This is a genomic window from Mesorhizobium kamtschaticum (assembly GCF_056174585.1).
Genome location: NZ_CM149691.1, coordinates 4,091,021 through 4,104,996, shown reverse-complemented (window position 1 = coordinate 4,104,996; position 13,976 = coordinate 4,091,021). Strand labels below are relative to the sequence as shown.

Genomic DNA, 13,976 nt, shown 5'->3' with positions numbered 1-13,976 from the left:
TTCCCTTCCGGAGACTTTGCCCCCATGCCCTTCAAATCCCTTGATGAATTGCGCGCAGCCTGCCTCGACCTGCCGGCCGGCAGCGATACCGCTGCAAAGGCGGTTGCCCGCCGCCAGGACACGCTCACCAAGCCGCAAGGCAGCCTCGGCCGGCTGGAAACCATCGCCGCATGGCTGGCGCGCTGGCAGGGCCGCGACATGCCCAAACTCGACCGTGTGAAGGTGTTCGTCTTCGCCGGCAATCACGGCGTCACCGCGCAAGGCGTGTCGGCTTTTCCCTCCGAAGTGACCGTGCAGATGGTGGCGAATTTCGCAGGCGGCGGTGCTGCCATCAACCAGCTCGCCCGCATCGCCGGCGCCGAACTCGATGTCATTCCGCTCGACCTCGACCATCCGACCGGCGACTTCACGCAAGTGCCGGCAATGGATGACAAGGCTTTCCTCGCCGCTGTCTCGGCCGGCTACGACGCGGTGACTGATGATCTCGACCTGATCTGCTTCGGTGAAATGGGCATTGGCAACACCACGCCGGCCGCCGCCATTTCGGCGGCGCTGTTCGGCGGCGGTGCCGAAAAATGGACCGGACGTGGAACCGGCGTCGACGATGCCGGCCTGAAGCGCAAGGTGGTCGCCATCGAAGCCGGTCTCAAGCGCCACGCCGCTGCCCTCGCCGATCCGCTGGGCATTGCGGCTGCACTCGGCGGCCGCGAACTCGCCGCCATCTTCGGCGCCACGCTTGCCGCCCGCCATCTCGGCATACCCGTGCTGCTCGACGGCTTCGTCTGCACCGCCGCCGCAGCCCCGTTGGCCAAGCTGCACCCAACCGGCCTCGCGCACACCATCGCGGCCCATGTCTCGGCCGAATCCGGTCATCGTGGCCTGCTCGAAGCGCTTAGCCTACCGCCCCTGCTCGATCTCGGCATGCGGCTCGGCGAAGGCTCCGGCGCCTGCCTCGCCGTCAACATCGTCCGCTCAGCGCTGGAATGCCATGCAAGGATGGCGAGCTTTGCCGAAGCTGGGGTCTCGGAGAAATAGGTTCGCAACGCCCGGATTGCCCGATGAACGAGCCCTCGCAGATATTCGGAGACCCCAAACAGGGTCTTCGAGATATTTACGCGCAGATTGTCAGAGATTTCGATCGAAAGATCGGAGCTTTTGCGGGCCTGAAATACGACTCACCATGGATATTGGCTACGGAGGATTGGGCGGAGCGATCGGGCCATACGGTCGAAGAACTGCGTGAGATGATTTCTCAGTGGCGGACTTCGATCAGATTCGACCACCCGGATCGGAGAACCATCCAAATTTTTGAAGATCTCCGCAACGCTGCGGAAGAGTGGAGAACTGAAACCGGCTACAGTGATCCGCCTACCCGTCTAACTCCTGAAATGACAAAATTCCCTAATCGCAAGGAACTGAAAACCCATACCCTTAAGACATGGAGCGCTCTGGGGTTGACGAGGCAATGGCAGAGCTATGATGCCCGAGACCTCAGTTTTGGCGGAGCTTTTGAAGACAGATTTGGTCACAATGTTTCGGTCACCATGACCTTCAAGCTTGGATATGGCGGGCCGGTTTGGCTGTATTTTCGCTTTCCCTATTACGAGCTTGGCGAGCCGACATCCTTTGAACTCCGTATGCTCTCAGGTTGGGGAATAAATCGGGCGCTCAAGTTGCCGGAAGCTCCCGAGCTGGAATGGACGGTCGGCAAAAGCAAGAGAGACTTCGAAGCTGTCGACGGCGTCATCGCAATAACCCGGGCGATTCTCACCTATCTGCGACCAACTGTACAATAACAGTCGAGCGATGCTGCCAACGGACGGCAGCGAAACGTCCCGCTTTTAGGGTCTTTCCACCAAGTCTTTTGAAGAATTTGGTGGGTGCGCACAGGATTGAACTGTGGACCCGCTGATTAAGAGTCAGCTGCTCTACCAACTGAGCTACGCACCCACTCGGCCGGCAAAAACCGGCGTTGGCGGGCATATAGCCGCCACCATCGGTCATGTCTAGCCCTGCCGGAATCATTTCCCGACAAATCGCTGAAGTGACGCAGATGGTCACACGAACAGCCTGCCTTCCGCCACCTTCACCGCATGGCCGCCAATGCGCGCCGAGGCCAGTTTTCCGCCTTGCACGGTCAGTTCGAGGCGGATGCGCGACGGCCGGCCCATCTCCAGCCCCTGCTCGATCCACAGCTGTGAAATACCGTCCGTCGGGCCGTCGAAATGCATGATGGCGCCGGCAAAGGCGGCCGCCGCCGAACCGGTCGCCGGATCCTCATAGGAAGGCGTGCCGGGCACGATCATGCGCACATGGAACGCGCTTTCATGGTTCACCGTCTCGCGGCAATAGACATAGGGGCTGGCGAAGGCCCAGTCGCTCTTGCGCGGCGCCAGTTCCGACCACGCCTGGTTGTCCAGCCGGATGCGGCCCGCCGCTTCGAGATTGGCGACCGGGATGGTGACATAGGGCACGCCCGCCGACCAGAAGGCGACGCGGTGATTCTCGAAGCCGATTTCATGCGGCGCCAGGCCAAGGGCGGCACCGATCGCCTGCGGATCGGCCTCCAACTTCAAAGGCTCCGGCAATTTCGCCAGGTCGAACTCGGCGAAGGTGGCGCCATCATGCGTGCTGACGGCGCAGCGCACCGGACCGATATTCTCTTCCAGCACGAAAATGCCGGCGCCGCCCTCGCCGGCCAGTTCGGCCAGCGCGATCGCGGCGCCGACAGTCGGATGGCCGGCGAACGGCATTTCATAGTCGGGCGTGAAGATGCGGATGCGGTTTTTGTGCTTGGGATTGTCCGGCGGCAGCACAAAGACCGATTCGGACAGATTGAATTCGCGCGCGATGGCCTGCATCGCGGCCGTGTCGAGACCTTTGCAATCCAACACCACGGCCAGGGGGTTGCCGGCCAGTCGCTCGGTCGTAAACACATCATAAAGCAAGTAATTCCGGGTTTGCATTCCTGCCTCATTCCCAACATGGGCGAAATTTAATTTGATATTTGAACCAGTAAGCCTGATCTGTGCACAGATAGGGACATTACGCATCATAGGGGTCCGACGTGGACCAGATTGTCAATCCGCCAAAGACGGGATCGGATTCCGCCATCGAGACGGCGCTTGGGCTCGATAAAAACGGGCGGAGCAAGTCGCGCCGGCGTGGCTGGCTCTATGCGTTGCTGACCCTGATCGTGCTTGCCGCTGGTCTTGGCCTCTACCAATGGTATGCGGGCACGCCGGCCAAGATCGATTACACCACCGTGCCGGCCGCCAAGGCCGATCTTACCGTCCAGGTGTCGGCGACGGGCACGCTGCAGCCGCTCACCCAGGTCGACATTTCCAGCGAACTGTCCGGCATCATCCGCTCGGTCTCCGCCGAGGAGAACCAGCGGGTCAAGAAGGGCGACGTGCTGGCGACGCTCGATACAGTGAAACTCGAGGTCCAGATCGAACGCGCCGAGGCATCCGCCAAGGGCGCCGCAGCCAATGTCGAAGACGCCACGGTGACACTGGCCGAGAACGAAAGCGCGCTGGTGCGCGCGGCGGCCTTGACCAAGCGCGGCATGGCGACGGACCAGTCGCTCGAGGCGGCAACCGCGACGCGCGACCGCGCCAAGGCAGCACTCGATAGCGCGCAAGCCAATCTCGCCATCGCCCAGGCCGACCTCAAGGCGCAGCAGACCGACCTTGCCAAGAGCACGATCTACGCGCCGATCGACGGCATCGTGCTGACGCGCTCGGTCGACCCCGGCCAGACGGTCGCCTCCTCGCTGCAGGCGCCGGTGCTGTTCATCATCGCCGCTGATCTCAGGAACATGGAACTGGTGGCGGCGGTCGACGAAGCCGATATCGGCGCCGTCAAGTCAGGCCAGCACGCGCGCTTCACCGTCGATGCCTTCCCGGAGCGGCCGTTCGATGCCGAGATCCGCGACATCTCCTATGCTTCGGTCACGACCGACGGCGTCGTCACCTACAATGCGCGGCTCGAGGTCGACAACAACGAGCTGTTGCTGCGCCCCGGCATGACCGCCACCGTTTCTGTCGTCACGAGGGAAGCCAAGGGCGTGCTCACCGTGCCCGCCACCGCCTTCCGCTACCGCCCGGTGCAGCAGGCGGCGCGCGCGTGGAGCCTCAGCGACCTGTTCACCGGCCGCATGGGTCGCCCAGGCGGCAATCGCCAGCGTCAGGCGGCAGCTGCCCCCACCGATGGCTCGCGCACGCTCTACGTGCTGGAGAACGGCCGGCCGCATGCGGTCAACGTCAAGATCGGTTCCACCGATGGCGAACTGACCGAAATCACGTCCGGCCTGGAGGAAGGCGCGCAGGTCATCACCGCCTCGCAGCAGCGGAGCTGATTCCGTGGCCGCCGGCGCGCCCCTCATCACCTTCGACAAGGTCTGGAAGAGCTATGGCCAGGGCGAGGCCCGGGTGCATGCGCTGGCCGGCGTCGACCTTGCCATCAAGCGCGGCGAGTTCGTCGCCATCATGGGCCCGTCCGGTTCCGGCAAATCGACGGCGATGAACATCATCGGCTGCCTCGACACGCCGACGGCCGGCACCTATTCCTTCATGGGCGTCGATGCCGGTCGGCTCAACCGCAACCGCCGCGCCATGCTGCGCAACCTCTATGTCGGCTTCGTCTTCCAGGGCTACAATCTGCTGGCCCGCACCACGGCGGCGGAGAACGTCGAACTGCCGCTGATCTATCGTGGCGTGGCTAGCCGCGAGCGCCGCGACCTTGCCATGCAGGCGCTGGCGCAGGTCGGCCTTGTCGGCCGCGAGCATCACACGCCCGCAGAACTCTCCGGCGGCCAGCAACAGCGCGTGGCGATCGCGCGCGCCATCGTCACACGGCCGACCCTGCTGGTTGCCGACGAACCGACCGGCAATCTCGACACCGCCCGCACGCACGAGATCATGGAGTTGCTGACGCAGCTTAACAAGGAGCTTGGACTGACTGTGGCCATGGTCACGCATGAGGCCGACGTCGCCGGTTACGCCGAGCGCACCATCCGCTTCCTCGACGGCCACGTCGCCTCCGACACCATGAAGGTAGAGCTGGCATGATCTGGGAAACTGTCCGGCTTTCTCTGCGCTCCATCCGCCGCAACGTGCTGCGCTCGTTCCTGACGCTGCTTGGCATCGTCATCGGCGTTGCCGCGGTCATTGCCATGCTCACCATCGGCTCCGGCACCACCGAAAAGGTCAAGGCCGACATCTCCAAGCTCGGCAGCAACCTGCTGGTCGTCCGCTCAGGTCGTCCGGCCGGTCCCGGCGGTCCGGGCGGGCTCGACCAGGTGGTGCGCCCACTGGCTGAAAAAGACCTCGAAGCACTGGTTGCGCATCTGACCGGCGCGCGCGCCATCTCGCCGGCTTCGCAGAAGCAGGTGCGCGTCATCTTCGGCACCGAGAGCCTGACCTCTGGCGTCACCGGCACCGACAGCGCCTATCTCGATGCGCGCGACTGGAAGCTGGTCTCGGGCCGCCCGTTCAGCGATTCCGAAACCCGCTCGGGCACCGGCGTCTGCCTGATCGGCGAGACGGTGCGCCAGCAATTCTTCGGCGCCGGCGACCCCGAAGGCGAGATCATCCGGGTCAACCGCACCTCCTGCAAGATCATCGGCCTGCTTGAGCCCAAGGGCTATACCGGCTTCGGTCAGGACCAGGACAATGTCGTGCTGATGCCGTTGCACGCCTATCAGCGCCGCATCGCCGGCAACCGTGACATCGACAACATCTACATCGCCGCCGACGACCGCACGCCGACCAGCGAGTTGCAGCCGCGCGTCGAGGACATTTTGCGCGATGCACGCCGCATCACGCCGGACCGCGAGAGCGATTTCGGCATCCGCGACATGACCCAGATCGCCGACGCCATGGCCAGCGCCACCACCACCATGACCGGCATGCTGGGCGCGGTCGCCGGCGTCAGCCTGCTGGTCGGCGGCATCGGCATCATGAACATCATGCTGGTCTCGGTCACCGAGCGCACCCGCGAGATCGGCATCAGGCTGGCCATCGGCGCGCATGAAAAGCACATCCTCATCCAGTTCCTGGTCGAGGCGACCGTGCTGTCGCTGCTCGGCGGCATCATCGGCATCCTGATCGGCCTGGCGCTGGCCGGCCTCGCTTCGGTGACGCTGACGATACCCTTCGCGCCAAGCCCTGCCGTCATCCTGCTCGCGGTCGGCTTTTCCGCGCTGATCGGCATGGTGTTCGGCTTCTTCCCCGCCCTGCGCGGCGCCAGGCTCGACCCGATCGACGCGCTGCGGCACGAATAGAGCGGCGGATCAAAATCTTCGGCGTTGCCGACCTGCCGAGCTCCACCCCGCCGCGGCACAGCGCTCATCGGGGGCTCGAACCCTCGTGGACGTTGAGGACGCGGCGATAAACCCGCTCTCAATGTCGCGGCGATTTGGGGGTATCAGACATCACCCCTCGTAGAATCAATCCACATTACTGCTGGATAGTAAATATATTCGTCGTTCTCGAAAAATATCATGACCATCCCCCTCCAGTTGTGTTGCGGCAGGGAGAATTTCTCGCCGTCAACACTATGGACCACTGGCGTGTATTCGAGATATTCGCTGTTTTTTTTGCTCATCGACCAAGCGGGAGAATCCGAACAATAGCCAAAGCCCCGGTATTTGCCGCCTTCTATGTGCAACTCACTGATGAGCACTGGTCCCGGACCTGAGAATACGGGAGACGCCTCCGTCGGCTTTGTCGGCCATTTGTCGGAGGAGAGAGGGCTGGAGACGGGATAGTAGGCAGCCGGATTGCTGGTACCGGCACGCTTGGGAATGCCGAAGCTCGGCATTCCTTCGGGATTCATATACGCGCCTCGGTTGCGCCCTACGCCACCGTCATCGCGCCGCAGGGGTTTTCCTGCAAGGAACCTTAACGCAGCGAGCTCGTCGGCGCCCGAAAGGCCCCAATAGCGTGGCGAGCCGGGCGGCCGAAGTTTGGCGAAATACGGCCTCACCTCGTCCGGCAGTCGGAACCGCATCGAAGCCCAGCAGTTTCGCGCGAAGGTCGGCCAGACCCGCTTCAGGCCCATCGCTTCGACGACGTTTGGCGGCTGAACCGAGTGATACTGCTCGCGCGATATCAGATTGGGCGGCCCGCTCTTTCGGAACTCCTCGAACTCGGACCGCGTGGCCTTCTGCACCGTCGCCTTGCCGAAATGCATCTGTGATAACGGGCTGTCATAGGCATCGTCCGAAAGGTAGGCGATGCCAAAATTCAACTTCTCGGCGTTGTCATAGACGATCAGAAGCGGCGTGAAGTCCTCAGGATATTTATAGTCCCCCGTGGCGGGCGCCTTACAGGCATTGGGCACCCGCACCACGAGCCCCTTGCCATCACTCATGCGCCGACCATAGACGGTAGGCACCAGCCCGACCTCATGCGTTCCCGAGCCGTCCTTGTAGCCGATGTCGACAACGTTGCAGCCAACGACGATGTCGAAATGCTGTGGCTCGCCACGATAGGTCACGTCGACCTTCAGCCGGAAATAGGTGCCGCGATCGACATAGGCGGTTTTTGTGAAGGACCAGCGACCGGTCAGAAGCTGACCACTCGTCGTCAAGGTCGCCCAGAGGACGCCAAGCACGACAAGACCACCAAAGACTAAAGCAAGCTTTCGCAACGCAACCCTCGCAACCGCCGCATGGTTCGCGATGTTTCGCCTCTTCGCGTTAATTCCCTGTGAGCAGCATTGCTAAAATGTGGCAAGGCTGCATCCGTGGTCTGTCGCAACAGATGCTGCAATGATAGTGCAACCGCGTTGGTAAGGCGGAGGAACAACGCATGAGCAAGAAGGCGCGACTGATCCTGGCGATGGTGATCATCGAAGCCTTCCTGGCGGGCATCTGGTGGTACCTCGCCCGTTACGGCATGGCCAATCCCGATCGCGTCACATCGGATTTCCAGGCGGTCGTCGGCCAGACCATGGGAACGGCCATGGGTGGGTTGCTGGGCATCGGCTTTATCTTGTTCTTCGTCGCCGCCCGCAATGATCGCAAGGCGATCAAGGGCAAGGCGCTATAGCCGGGCTATTCCATACCCGCGAAATGCCATTCGACCAGCGGCTTCATGTGCGGCGACAGCCCCTCCGGCAGGTCGGCGGCATGACGGATGATCACCGGCCCTTCGATCTCTGGATCGGTCTCGGTGGCGACGAAGGCTGAGATCCGCCGCGCGATCTGGTCGGCCGGCTCATCGACATGATAGCGACGGAAAATGACCGTGCCGCTCGCGGTCGACAAAGCGTGCCAGCGCACGCCGCGCCTGGCCGCCGACAGGTCGAGGCCGGTCTCCTCGCGCACCTCACGGATCATGTTGAAATCGACATCGACCAGCCCATCGCGGAAATCGATCGGCTCGAACGAGCCGGCGGCAAAGTAGACGCTGCCGGCTCCCACCGTGTGCGGGCCCATGCGGATCGCCACCAGCGCATTGTCGCCGGCCACCAGCATGGCGTGGCCATAGGCGTGCTCGGCGCCGGAGTTCTCGCGCCGCTTCCGCCAAAGCATGAAGGTGGAGTAGTTGACCGCATGGCAGCGGCCGACAAGGCGATTGTCGCGCCAGGCAAGCTGCGAGAGCAGCACCACGGTGCCGTCGAACAGCGCCGGGTTGGCAGCTATCTCACGCTGCCAGTTCTCGGTGATCGCCTGCTCGTTGTCGAGCGCGAATGGATGCGGGCCGGGGTCGAGCCGGACGTCGATGGCATCGACCGGCAGGATGACATTGCGCGGCAGGTCGAAACTCATGCGGTTCAAGCCATATCGAGCGTGATCGCCACCGGGCAATGGTCCGACGCTTTCGGCCGGTCCCAGCCGGCGCGCGGGAAGCGCTCGACTTCCTGGCCGGCCGGAAAGATCGTGCGCCAGGGCTGGCCGTTGCGGATGACGTCGGGAACCGCGGTGGCATTCTTCGCCGCCAGCCCCTTCGACAGCAGGATATAGTCGAGCTGGCAGAGATGCCGCTCGTCGGGCCCGCGCGTGTGATAGAAGGTCCAGCGGTTCATTTCCGGCCGCCGCTCGACAACGTTTTCGCAGAAGCCGCCCGCCGTCAGCACGTTGATGCAGGACTGGTTCTCGTCGACCACCTCGAAACGGTAGCCGTCGACATCGTCGCCGGCGATCTTCACGCGCTGGCGGTAATCGTTCATGTCGCCGCAGATCGCCCAGCGCTTGTCGGCGGCATGCTCCCCGCCGAAGCGCTCCTCGATGATGCGGCGCACCGCTTGCGCCTCGGCGTTGCGCACCGGCATCGTCGCCTCGCGCCCGTCGAGTCCGTTGCGCGGCGAGCCCATCGACTTGAAATGCACGAGATAGAGCGTCAGCGGCACGCCGCTCACGGTGATGTCGACTTCAAGGCAATCGCGTCGGAAAATGCGCTCATTGGCCTGGTTGCCAAGCGCCAAGAGTTCCGGCGTGTGCAGCCCGAACTGCTCGTAGGTGACGTAGGCGTGGCTGGTCATGCGCACGAATTCGATCGGCTGTCCCTGCGCGGTCTCGTTGCGCATCATCACGGCGACATCGATGCCGCGCGAATCATTGCCTGACGTGGTGTATTTCTGCCGGTAGCCCTGCCCCACCATCTTGAACAGATAGCCATATTCGAAGGCCTTCAACGCCTCGATGTTGTCGACCTCTTGCATGCAGATGATGTCGGCTCGGGTAGCGGCGATCGCCAGCGCCGTCAGTTGCCGCGTGTCGTCGGACTGGGCAATGGCGCGGGCCTGCTCCAGCATCTTGTATTCGGCCTCGCTCTGGATATCGAACAGCGCCAGCGTCCGATCCTCGTTCAGCTGGTTGCGATAGCCGGAAAAATCGAACCTGTTCATCAGGTTCTCGACATTGAAGGTGGCAAGGCGCAGCGACATGTCCTGACCTTTGCCTGCAAGCGCTGGAGAAAACAAGATCGCAGGGCCACAAGCCAAGATCGCTTGGGCCTGGAGGGATTCGCGCCATGGTTGACGGAACCTTTCCGTTCATCCGCCGTTCAGACGCAAAGATCCACAGTGGCCCCATTCCCAGGGTAGGCGTGGGGCCTGTATCTCTTGGAGAGTGCAATGAATTCGCTCTTTTCTTCCACCATCAAATCCGGGCTGATAGCGCTCGGCATTGTCTCCGGCATCACGGCACCGTCCGCCGCCGGACCGATCCTGCAGCCGGACCTGTCGATTCCCACCAGCACCGCGGCACCAACGGTCACACCGGTTCGCGACAGCTGGGCGGGCGGCAACAACCGGGAGTTCAACAACAACTGGAACAACGACTGGAGATGGCGCCGCCATGACGGGCGTCGCAACTGGAACCGCGGCAACTGGAACGGCGGCAACTGGAACGGCGGCGGTGACGATTGGCGCTGGCGCCATGGCCGCCGCCACTATCACGGTGGCTATGACGATGGTGCCGCTGCAGTCCTTGGCCTTGGTCTGGGGCTCGGCCTTGGCAGCATGTACAACAACAACTACTACAACAACTACAACGACGATTACTATGCGCCGCCGCCGCGCCGCTACTATCGCGCCGGGCGGCTTTCGAACGCCCATGTCCAGTGGTGCTACAACCGCTACCGGTCGTATCGTTCCTGGGACAACACCTTCCAGCCCTATAACGGCCCGCGCCAGCAGTGCTGGTCGCCCTATAGCTGAGCCGGACCGCCAGAGCATGCTGAACGGCGCCGCATCGCGGCGCCGTTTTCATTTGGTGTCACGCTGGAAAAAGCTGTTCCGATGCCGGGATGCTTATAACAGGCGGCGGACTTAACTTTTCTTGTCACTGCAACTACTATCGCCCCGCAAGACTTTGCGGCTTGAGGGGGTAAGCTGAAATGTCCGAAGCGCCCGTCGTCATCCTCATTCATGGCATCAGGACCGCCGCCTGGTGGCAGAACCGGATCGCCTCGGTCATCGAGAGCGAGACGTCCGCCACCGTCATTCCGATCAAATACGGCTATTTCGACCTGCTGCGGTTCTGGTGTCCGTTCGGCATCTGCCGGGCGGGCCCGATCGAGAAGCTGCGCCAGCAGATCGAAGGCGTCAGCAAGCACTATGGCGACCGGCCGCTGATCGTCTTCGCGCACAGCTACGGCACCTATGCGCTGACCCGGGTGATCCTGCAGAACCCCTATTTCCGGTTCGACAGGGTCATCCTGTGCGGCTCGGTGGTTCCGGGAGATTTCGACTGGCGCGCTGTCGAAGACCAGATACGCGGCCCAGAGAAGCGCAACGCCATCATCAATGAATGCGGAACGCGCGACATCTGGCCGGTGCTGGCGCAGTCCGGCACCTGGGGTTACGGCGCCACCGGGACCTACGGTTTCGGAACGTTCAATGTCCGCGACCGCTTCCACGACATCACGCACAGCGAATACTTCACCAACGAATTCGTCAAGGCCAACTGGATCCCCCTGGTTCGCGGCGAGAAGGTGACATTCTCGGATGTGGACACCCAGGGTGGTGGAACCCCGGCATGGTTCAACCTGTTGCGGCTGCCGCTGAAATGGGTCCCGTTTGTCGCGGCCGCCGGGGTGGCGGCGGTGCTTGCCCTGCATCCGGTCTGGCTACTCGGCGGCTGTGCCAGCGGCACGAAGCCTTACAAGGACCAGTGCGTAACCGAGGATTGGCTGGCAGGCCGCAAGGATCTGAAAAAACAACTGGGCGATGTTGTTGCGGAGGTCAACAAGACGCTCGACCTCAAGGGCGGTCGGTTGTTTCCCCTGATGGACGAATATGAAGCCGATCCGACGCCAGAAAAATGGGCCGAGATCGTCCAGGTCGCCGACATCTTGCTGAAGCAGATCGATGACGGCGTAGCCAAGGCGCTCGACTATGATTCCAGGCTGTACGGCGTCGGCAACAACATCACCCTGATTACGTCGACAGGCAAACAAACCATCGACAAGAAATACAGCAACCCCTTCGTGACCGTCGAAAAGCAATGGAACGGGCGCCAGTTCGTCGTCAATCAGATCATCAAGGTGAAGGAGATGCCGACCGTCGAGCAGGCGCGGCAGTGGCACCAGCAACTGTCCGAAATGCATCAGCAATTGACCGTGGAAATGCAGAAACTGATGGATTTGCTGGATGACGACGGCGAGCCGGGCGGATCAAGCGCCTAGCCAACTCCCAGCGACCAATGAAAAGGGCGGCTCTCGCCGCCCTTTTTGCATGTAGGGAAAGGTCCGCGAACCTCGCTTAGTTCTTGGCCTTGTCGACCAGCTTGTTCTTGGAAATCCACGGCATCATCGCGCGCAGCTTGGCGCCGACTTCCTCGATCTGGTGGCTGTCATTGTTGCGGCGGATGCCCTTGAAGCGCGACATGCCGGCGCGGTATTCCTGCATCCATTCCGAGGTGAATTTGCCGGTCTGGATGTCCTTCAGCACGCGCTTCATCTCGGCCTTGGTCTCGGCGGTGATGATGCGCGGGCCCGAGACATACTCGCCCCATTCGGCGGTGTTCGAGATCGAGTAGTTCATGTTGGCGATGCCGCCTTCATAGATCAGGTCGACGATCAGCTTGACCTCATGCAGGCACTCGAAATAGGCCATTTCGGGCGCGTAGCCGGCTTCCACCAGCGTTTCGAAGCCGGCGCGGATCAGTTCCACCAGGCCGCCGCACAGCACGACCTGCTCGCCGAACAGATCGGTTTCGCATTCCTCGCGGAAATTGGTCTCGATGATGCCCGAACGGCCGCCGCCGACGCCGCAGGCGTAGGACAGCGCGAGATCGAGCGCGTTGCCCGAAGCATCCTGGTTGACGGCGACCAGGCACGGCACGCCGCCGCCCTTCTGGTATTCGCCGCGCACCGTGTGGCCCGGGCCCTTCGGCGCGATCATGACGACGTCGACGGTCGATTTCGGCTCGATCAGGCCGAAATGCACGTTGAGGCCGTGCGCAAACGCGATCGCCGCACCGTCGCGGATGTTCGGCGCGATTTCGTTCTTGTAGATGTCGGCCTGCAGTTCGTCGGGCGTCGCCATCATCATCAGGTCGGCCCATTTGGCGGCGTCGGCCACGCTCATCACCTTGAGCCCGTCGGCCTCGACCTTCTTGGCGGTCGCCGAGCCGGCCTTGAGGCCGATGGCGATCTCCTTGGCGCCGGAATCCTTGAGGTTGAGCGCATGCGCTCGGCCCTGGCTGCCATAGCCGATGATGGCGACCTTCTTGCCCTTGATCAGGTTGAGATCGGCATCACGATCGTAATAGACGCGCATTTTTTCTTCCTTCCCGTTTCTTGAGATCAGAGGCCCTGGGGCCTGGTTTTTGCTCCGAAAAGAGCGAGAAACTGCTGCGTCGCGCGGACGGCATCGCCGCCGATCGTCGCCTCAGTCAATTCCAGCCGATCGCCGAGCAGCAGACGGATCTGCACGTCGCGGGCGACCAGCCCGAAAAAGCAGCGGAACGCCGTCTCGGCATCCGCAAAATCGAGAAGCCCGGCCTGGCGCCCGGCCTCGAGCACCGGCTTCAGCCGCCTCGCCAGCGCGAAACGGCCATTCTCCAGCACGACGGCGCCAAGATTATCCTTGCCCGACCCTGCATGGCTAACCGCCACCCGGTTGAGCGCGATCGAGGTATCGCTTGAAATCACCTTCAGCCAGTCGGATGCAAAGCGCTCCAGACTTGCCGTCAGCGAGGCAAGGTCGAGCCCCTTGCCGTCGACGGATGCCACCCGCACCTTGGAGGCCTGCCACTGCACGGTTGCCGTCAACAGCCCGTCGCGGTCGCCGAACCACTTGTAGAGGGTTTCCTTGGAGCAACTTGCCCGCCTGGCCACGGCGGTCATGGTCAGCTGATCGCCCTCCTCGACCAGCAGCCGCAACGCCGCATCCAGAACGGCCTTCTGCCGCTCCGTCAGCGTCTCGCTGGTGTCGATATCGGGCACGATGTGCAACACGCTCTTCCCTCACGGACAGGCCAGCCAATCAATTTCAGTAAGCCGTACCGTACGTTACGG

General features: G+C 62.6%; 14 protein-coding genes and 1 tRNA gene. 8 read left to right on the top strand and 7 right to left on the bottom strand.

Annotated features, from left to right (window positions below; all coding sequences use genetic code 11):
- Window positions 1-24 precede the first annotated feature (24 nt).
- Both cobT and AC0V7N_RS20250 read left to right on the top strand, forming a co-directional pair.
- A complete protein-coding gene (cobT, locus tag AC0V7N_RS20255; RefSeq protein WP_475450213.1) occupies window positions 25-1,035 on the top strand; it encodes a nicotinate-nucleotide--dimethylbenzimidazole phosphoribosyltransferase in 1,011 nt (336 codons plus the stop codon).
- A gap of 23 nt (window positions 1,036-1,058) precedes the next feature.
- A complete protein-coding gene (locus tag AC0V7N_RS20250) occupies window positions 1,059-1,796 on the top strand; it encodes a hypothetical protein (protein WP_475450212.1) in 738 nt (245 codons plus the stop codon).
- A gap of 78 nt (window positions 1,797-1,874) precedes the next feature.
- Here the strand turns inward: AC0V7N_RS20250 and AC0V7N_RS20245 are convergent.
- A tRNA-Lys gene (locus AC0V7N_RS20245) sits at window positions 1,875-1,950 on the bottom strand.
- 107 nt (window positions 1,951-2,057) lie between these two features.
- The gene (locus tag AC0V7N_RS20240) at window positions 2,058-2,966 is read right to left on the bottom strand and encodes a PhzF family phenazine biosynthesis protein (RefSeq protein ID WP_475450211.1); all 909 of its coding nucleotides are present in this window, start codon (window positions 2,964-2,966) and stop codon (window positions 2,058-2,060) included.
- Window positions 2,967-3,067: 101 nt separating this feature from the next.
- On the opposite strand from AC0V7N_RS20240, the gene AC0V7N_RS20235 reads away from it, so the two are divergent.
- From AC0V7N_RS20235 to AC0V7N_RS20225, 3 genes are read left to right on the top strand one after another with little or no spacing between them, the layout of a single operon-like run.
- Window positions 3,068-4,360 (top strand): efflux RND transporter periplasmic adaptor subunit, encoded by a 1,293-nt coding sequence (locus tag AC0V7N_RS20235; RefSeq protein ID WP_475450210.1) that lies wholly within the window; start codon window positions 3,068-3,070, stop codon window positions 4,358-4,360.
- 4 nt (window positions 4,361-4,364) lie between these two features.
- Complete coding sequence (locus AC0V7N_RS20230) at window positions 4,365-5,072, top strand: ABC transporter ATP-binding protein (protein WP_475450209.1); 708 nt, start codon at window positions 4,365-4,367, stop codon at window positions 5,070-5,072.
- Window positions 5,069-6,286 (top strand): ABC transporter permease, encoded by a 1,218-nt coding sequence (locus tag AC0V7N_RS20225; protein ID WP_496627210.1) that lies wholly within the window; start codon window positions 5,069-5,071, stop codon window positions 6,284-6,286. Before AC0V7N_RS20230 ends, AC0V7N_RS20225 begins: the two co-directional genes overlap by 4 nt.
- 143 nt (window positions 6,287-6,429) lie before the next feature.
- Here AC0V7N_RS20225 and AC0V7N_RS20220 read toward each other — a convergent pair whose 3' ends face one another.
- The gene (locus tag AC0V7N_RS20220) at window positions 6,430-7,656 is read right to left on the bottom strand and encodes a hypothetical protein (RefSeq protein WP_475450208.1); all 1,227 of its coding nucleotides are present in this window, start codon (window positions 7,654-7,656) and stop codon (window positions 6,430-6,432) included.
- A 161-nt stretch (window positions 7,657-7,817) separates the two neighbouring features.
- Here AC0V7N_RS20220 and AC0V7N_RS20215 point away from each other — a divergent pair, with 161 nt between their 5' ends.
- On the top strand, window positions 7,818-8,057 hold the full coding sequence (locus AC0V7N_RS20215) for a hypothetical protein (RefSeq protein WP_475450207.1): 240 nt from the start codon (window positions 7,818-7,820) through the stop codon (window positions 8,055-8,057).
- A gap of 5 nt (window positions 8,058-8,062) precedes the next feature.
- Here the strand turns inward: AC0V7N_RS20215 and AC0V7N_RS20210 are convergent, their stop codons facing one another.
- Both AC0V7N_RS20210 and AC0V7N_RS20205 read right to left on the bottom strand, forming a co-directional pair.
- Window positions 8,063-8,779 (bottom strand): NUDIX hydrolase, encoded by a 717-nt coding sequence (locus AC0V7N_RS20210; protein ID WP_475450206.1) that lies wholly within the window; start codon window positions 8,777-8,779, stop codon window positions 8,063-8,065.
- A gap of 5 nt (window positions 8,780-8,784) precedes the next feature.
- Window positions 8,785-9,897, bottom strand: a complete 1,113-nt coding sequence (locus AC0V7N_RS20205) for an endonuclease/exonuclease/phosphatase family protein (protein WP_475450205.1) — start codon at window positions 9,895-9,897, stop codon at window positions 8,785-8,787.
- A 189-nt stretch (window positions 9,898-10,086) separates the two neighbouring features.
- On the opposite strand from AC0V7N_RS20205, the gene AC0V7N_RS20200 reads away from it, so the two are divergent.
- Entirely contained in the window at window positions 10,087-10,671 is a 585-nt protein-coding gene (locus AC0V7N_RS20200; protein ID WP_475450204.1) for a BA14K family protein, read from the top strand.
- 179 nt (window positions 10,672-10,850) lie between these two features.
- On the top strand, window positions 10,851-12,140 hold the full coding sequence (locus tag AC0V7N_RS20195) for a lipase family protein (protein WP_475450203.1): 1,290 nt from the start codon (window positions 10,851-10,853) through the stop codon (window positions 12,138-12,140).
- A gap of 76 nt (window positions 12,141-12,216) precedes the next feature.
- On the opposite strand, the gene ilvC is transcribed toward AC0V7N_RS20195, so the two are convergent.
- Together ilvC and AC0V7N_RS20185 are read right to left on the bottom strand one after the other, a co-directional pair.
- Entirely contained in the window at window positions 12,217-13,236 is a 1,020-nt protein-coding gene (ilvC, locus tag AC0V7N_RS20190; RefSeq protein WP_013531065.1) for a ketol-acid reductoisomerase, read from the bottom strand.
- Window positions 13,237-13,262: 26 nt separating this feature from the next.
- The gene (locus AC0V7N_RS20185) at window positions 13,263-13,916 is read right to left on the bottom strand and encodes a TetR/AcrR family transcriptional regulator (RefSeq protein ID WP_475450202.1); all 654 of its coding nucleotides are present in this window, start codon (window positions 13,914-13,916) and stop codon (window positions 13,263-13,265) included.
- Between the last annotated feature and the right edge of the window lie 60 nt (window positions 13,917-13,976).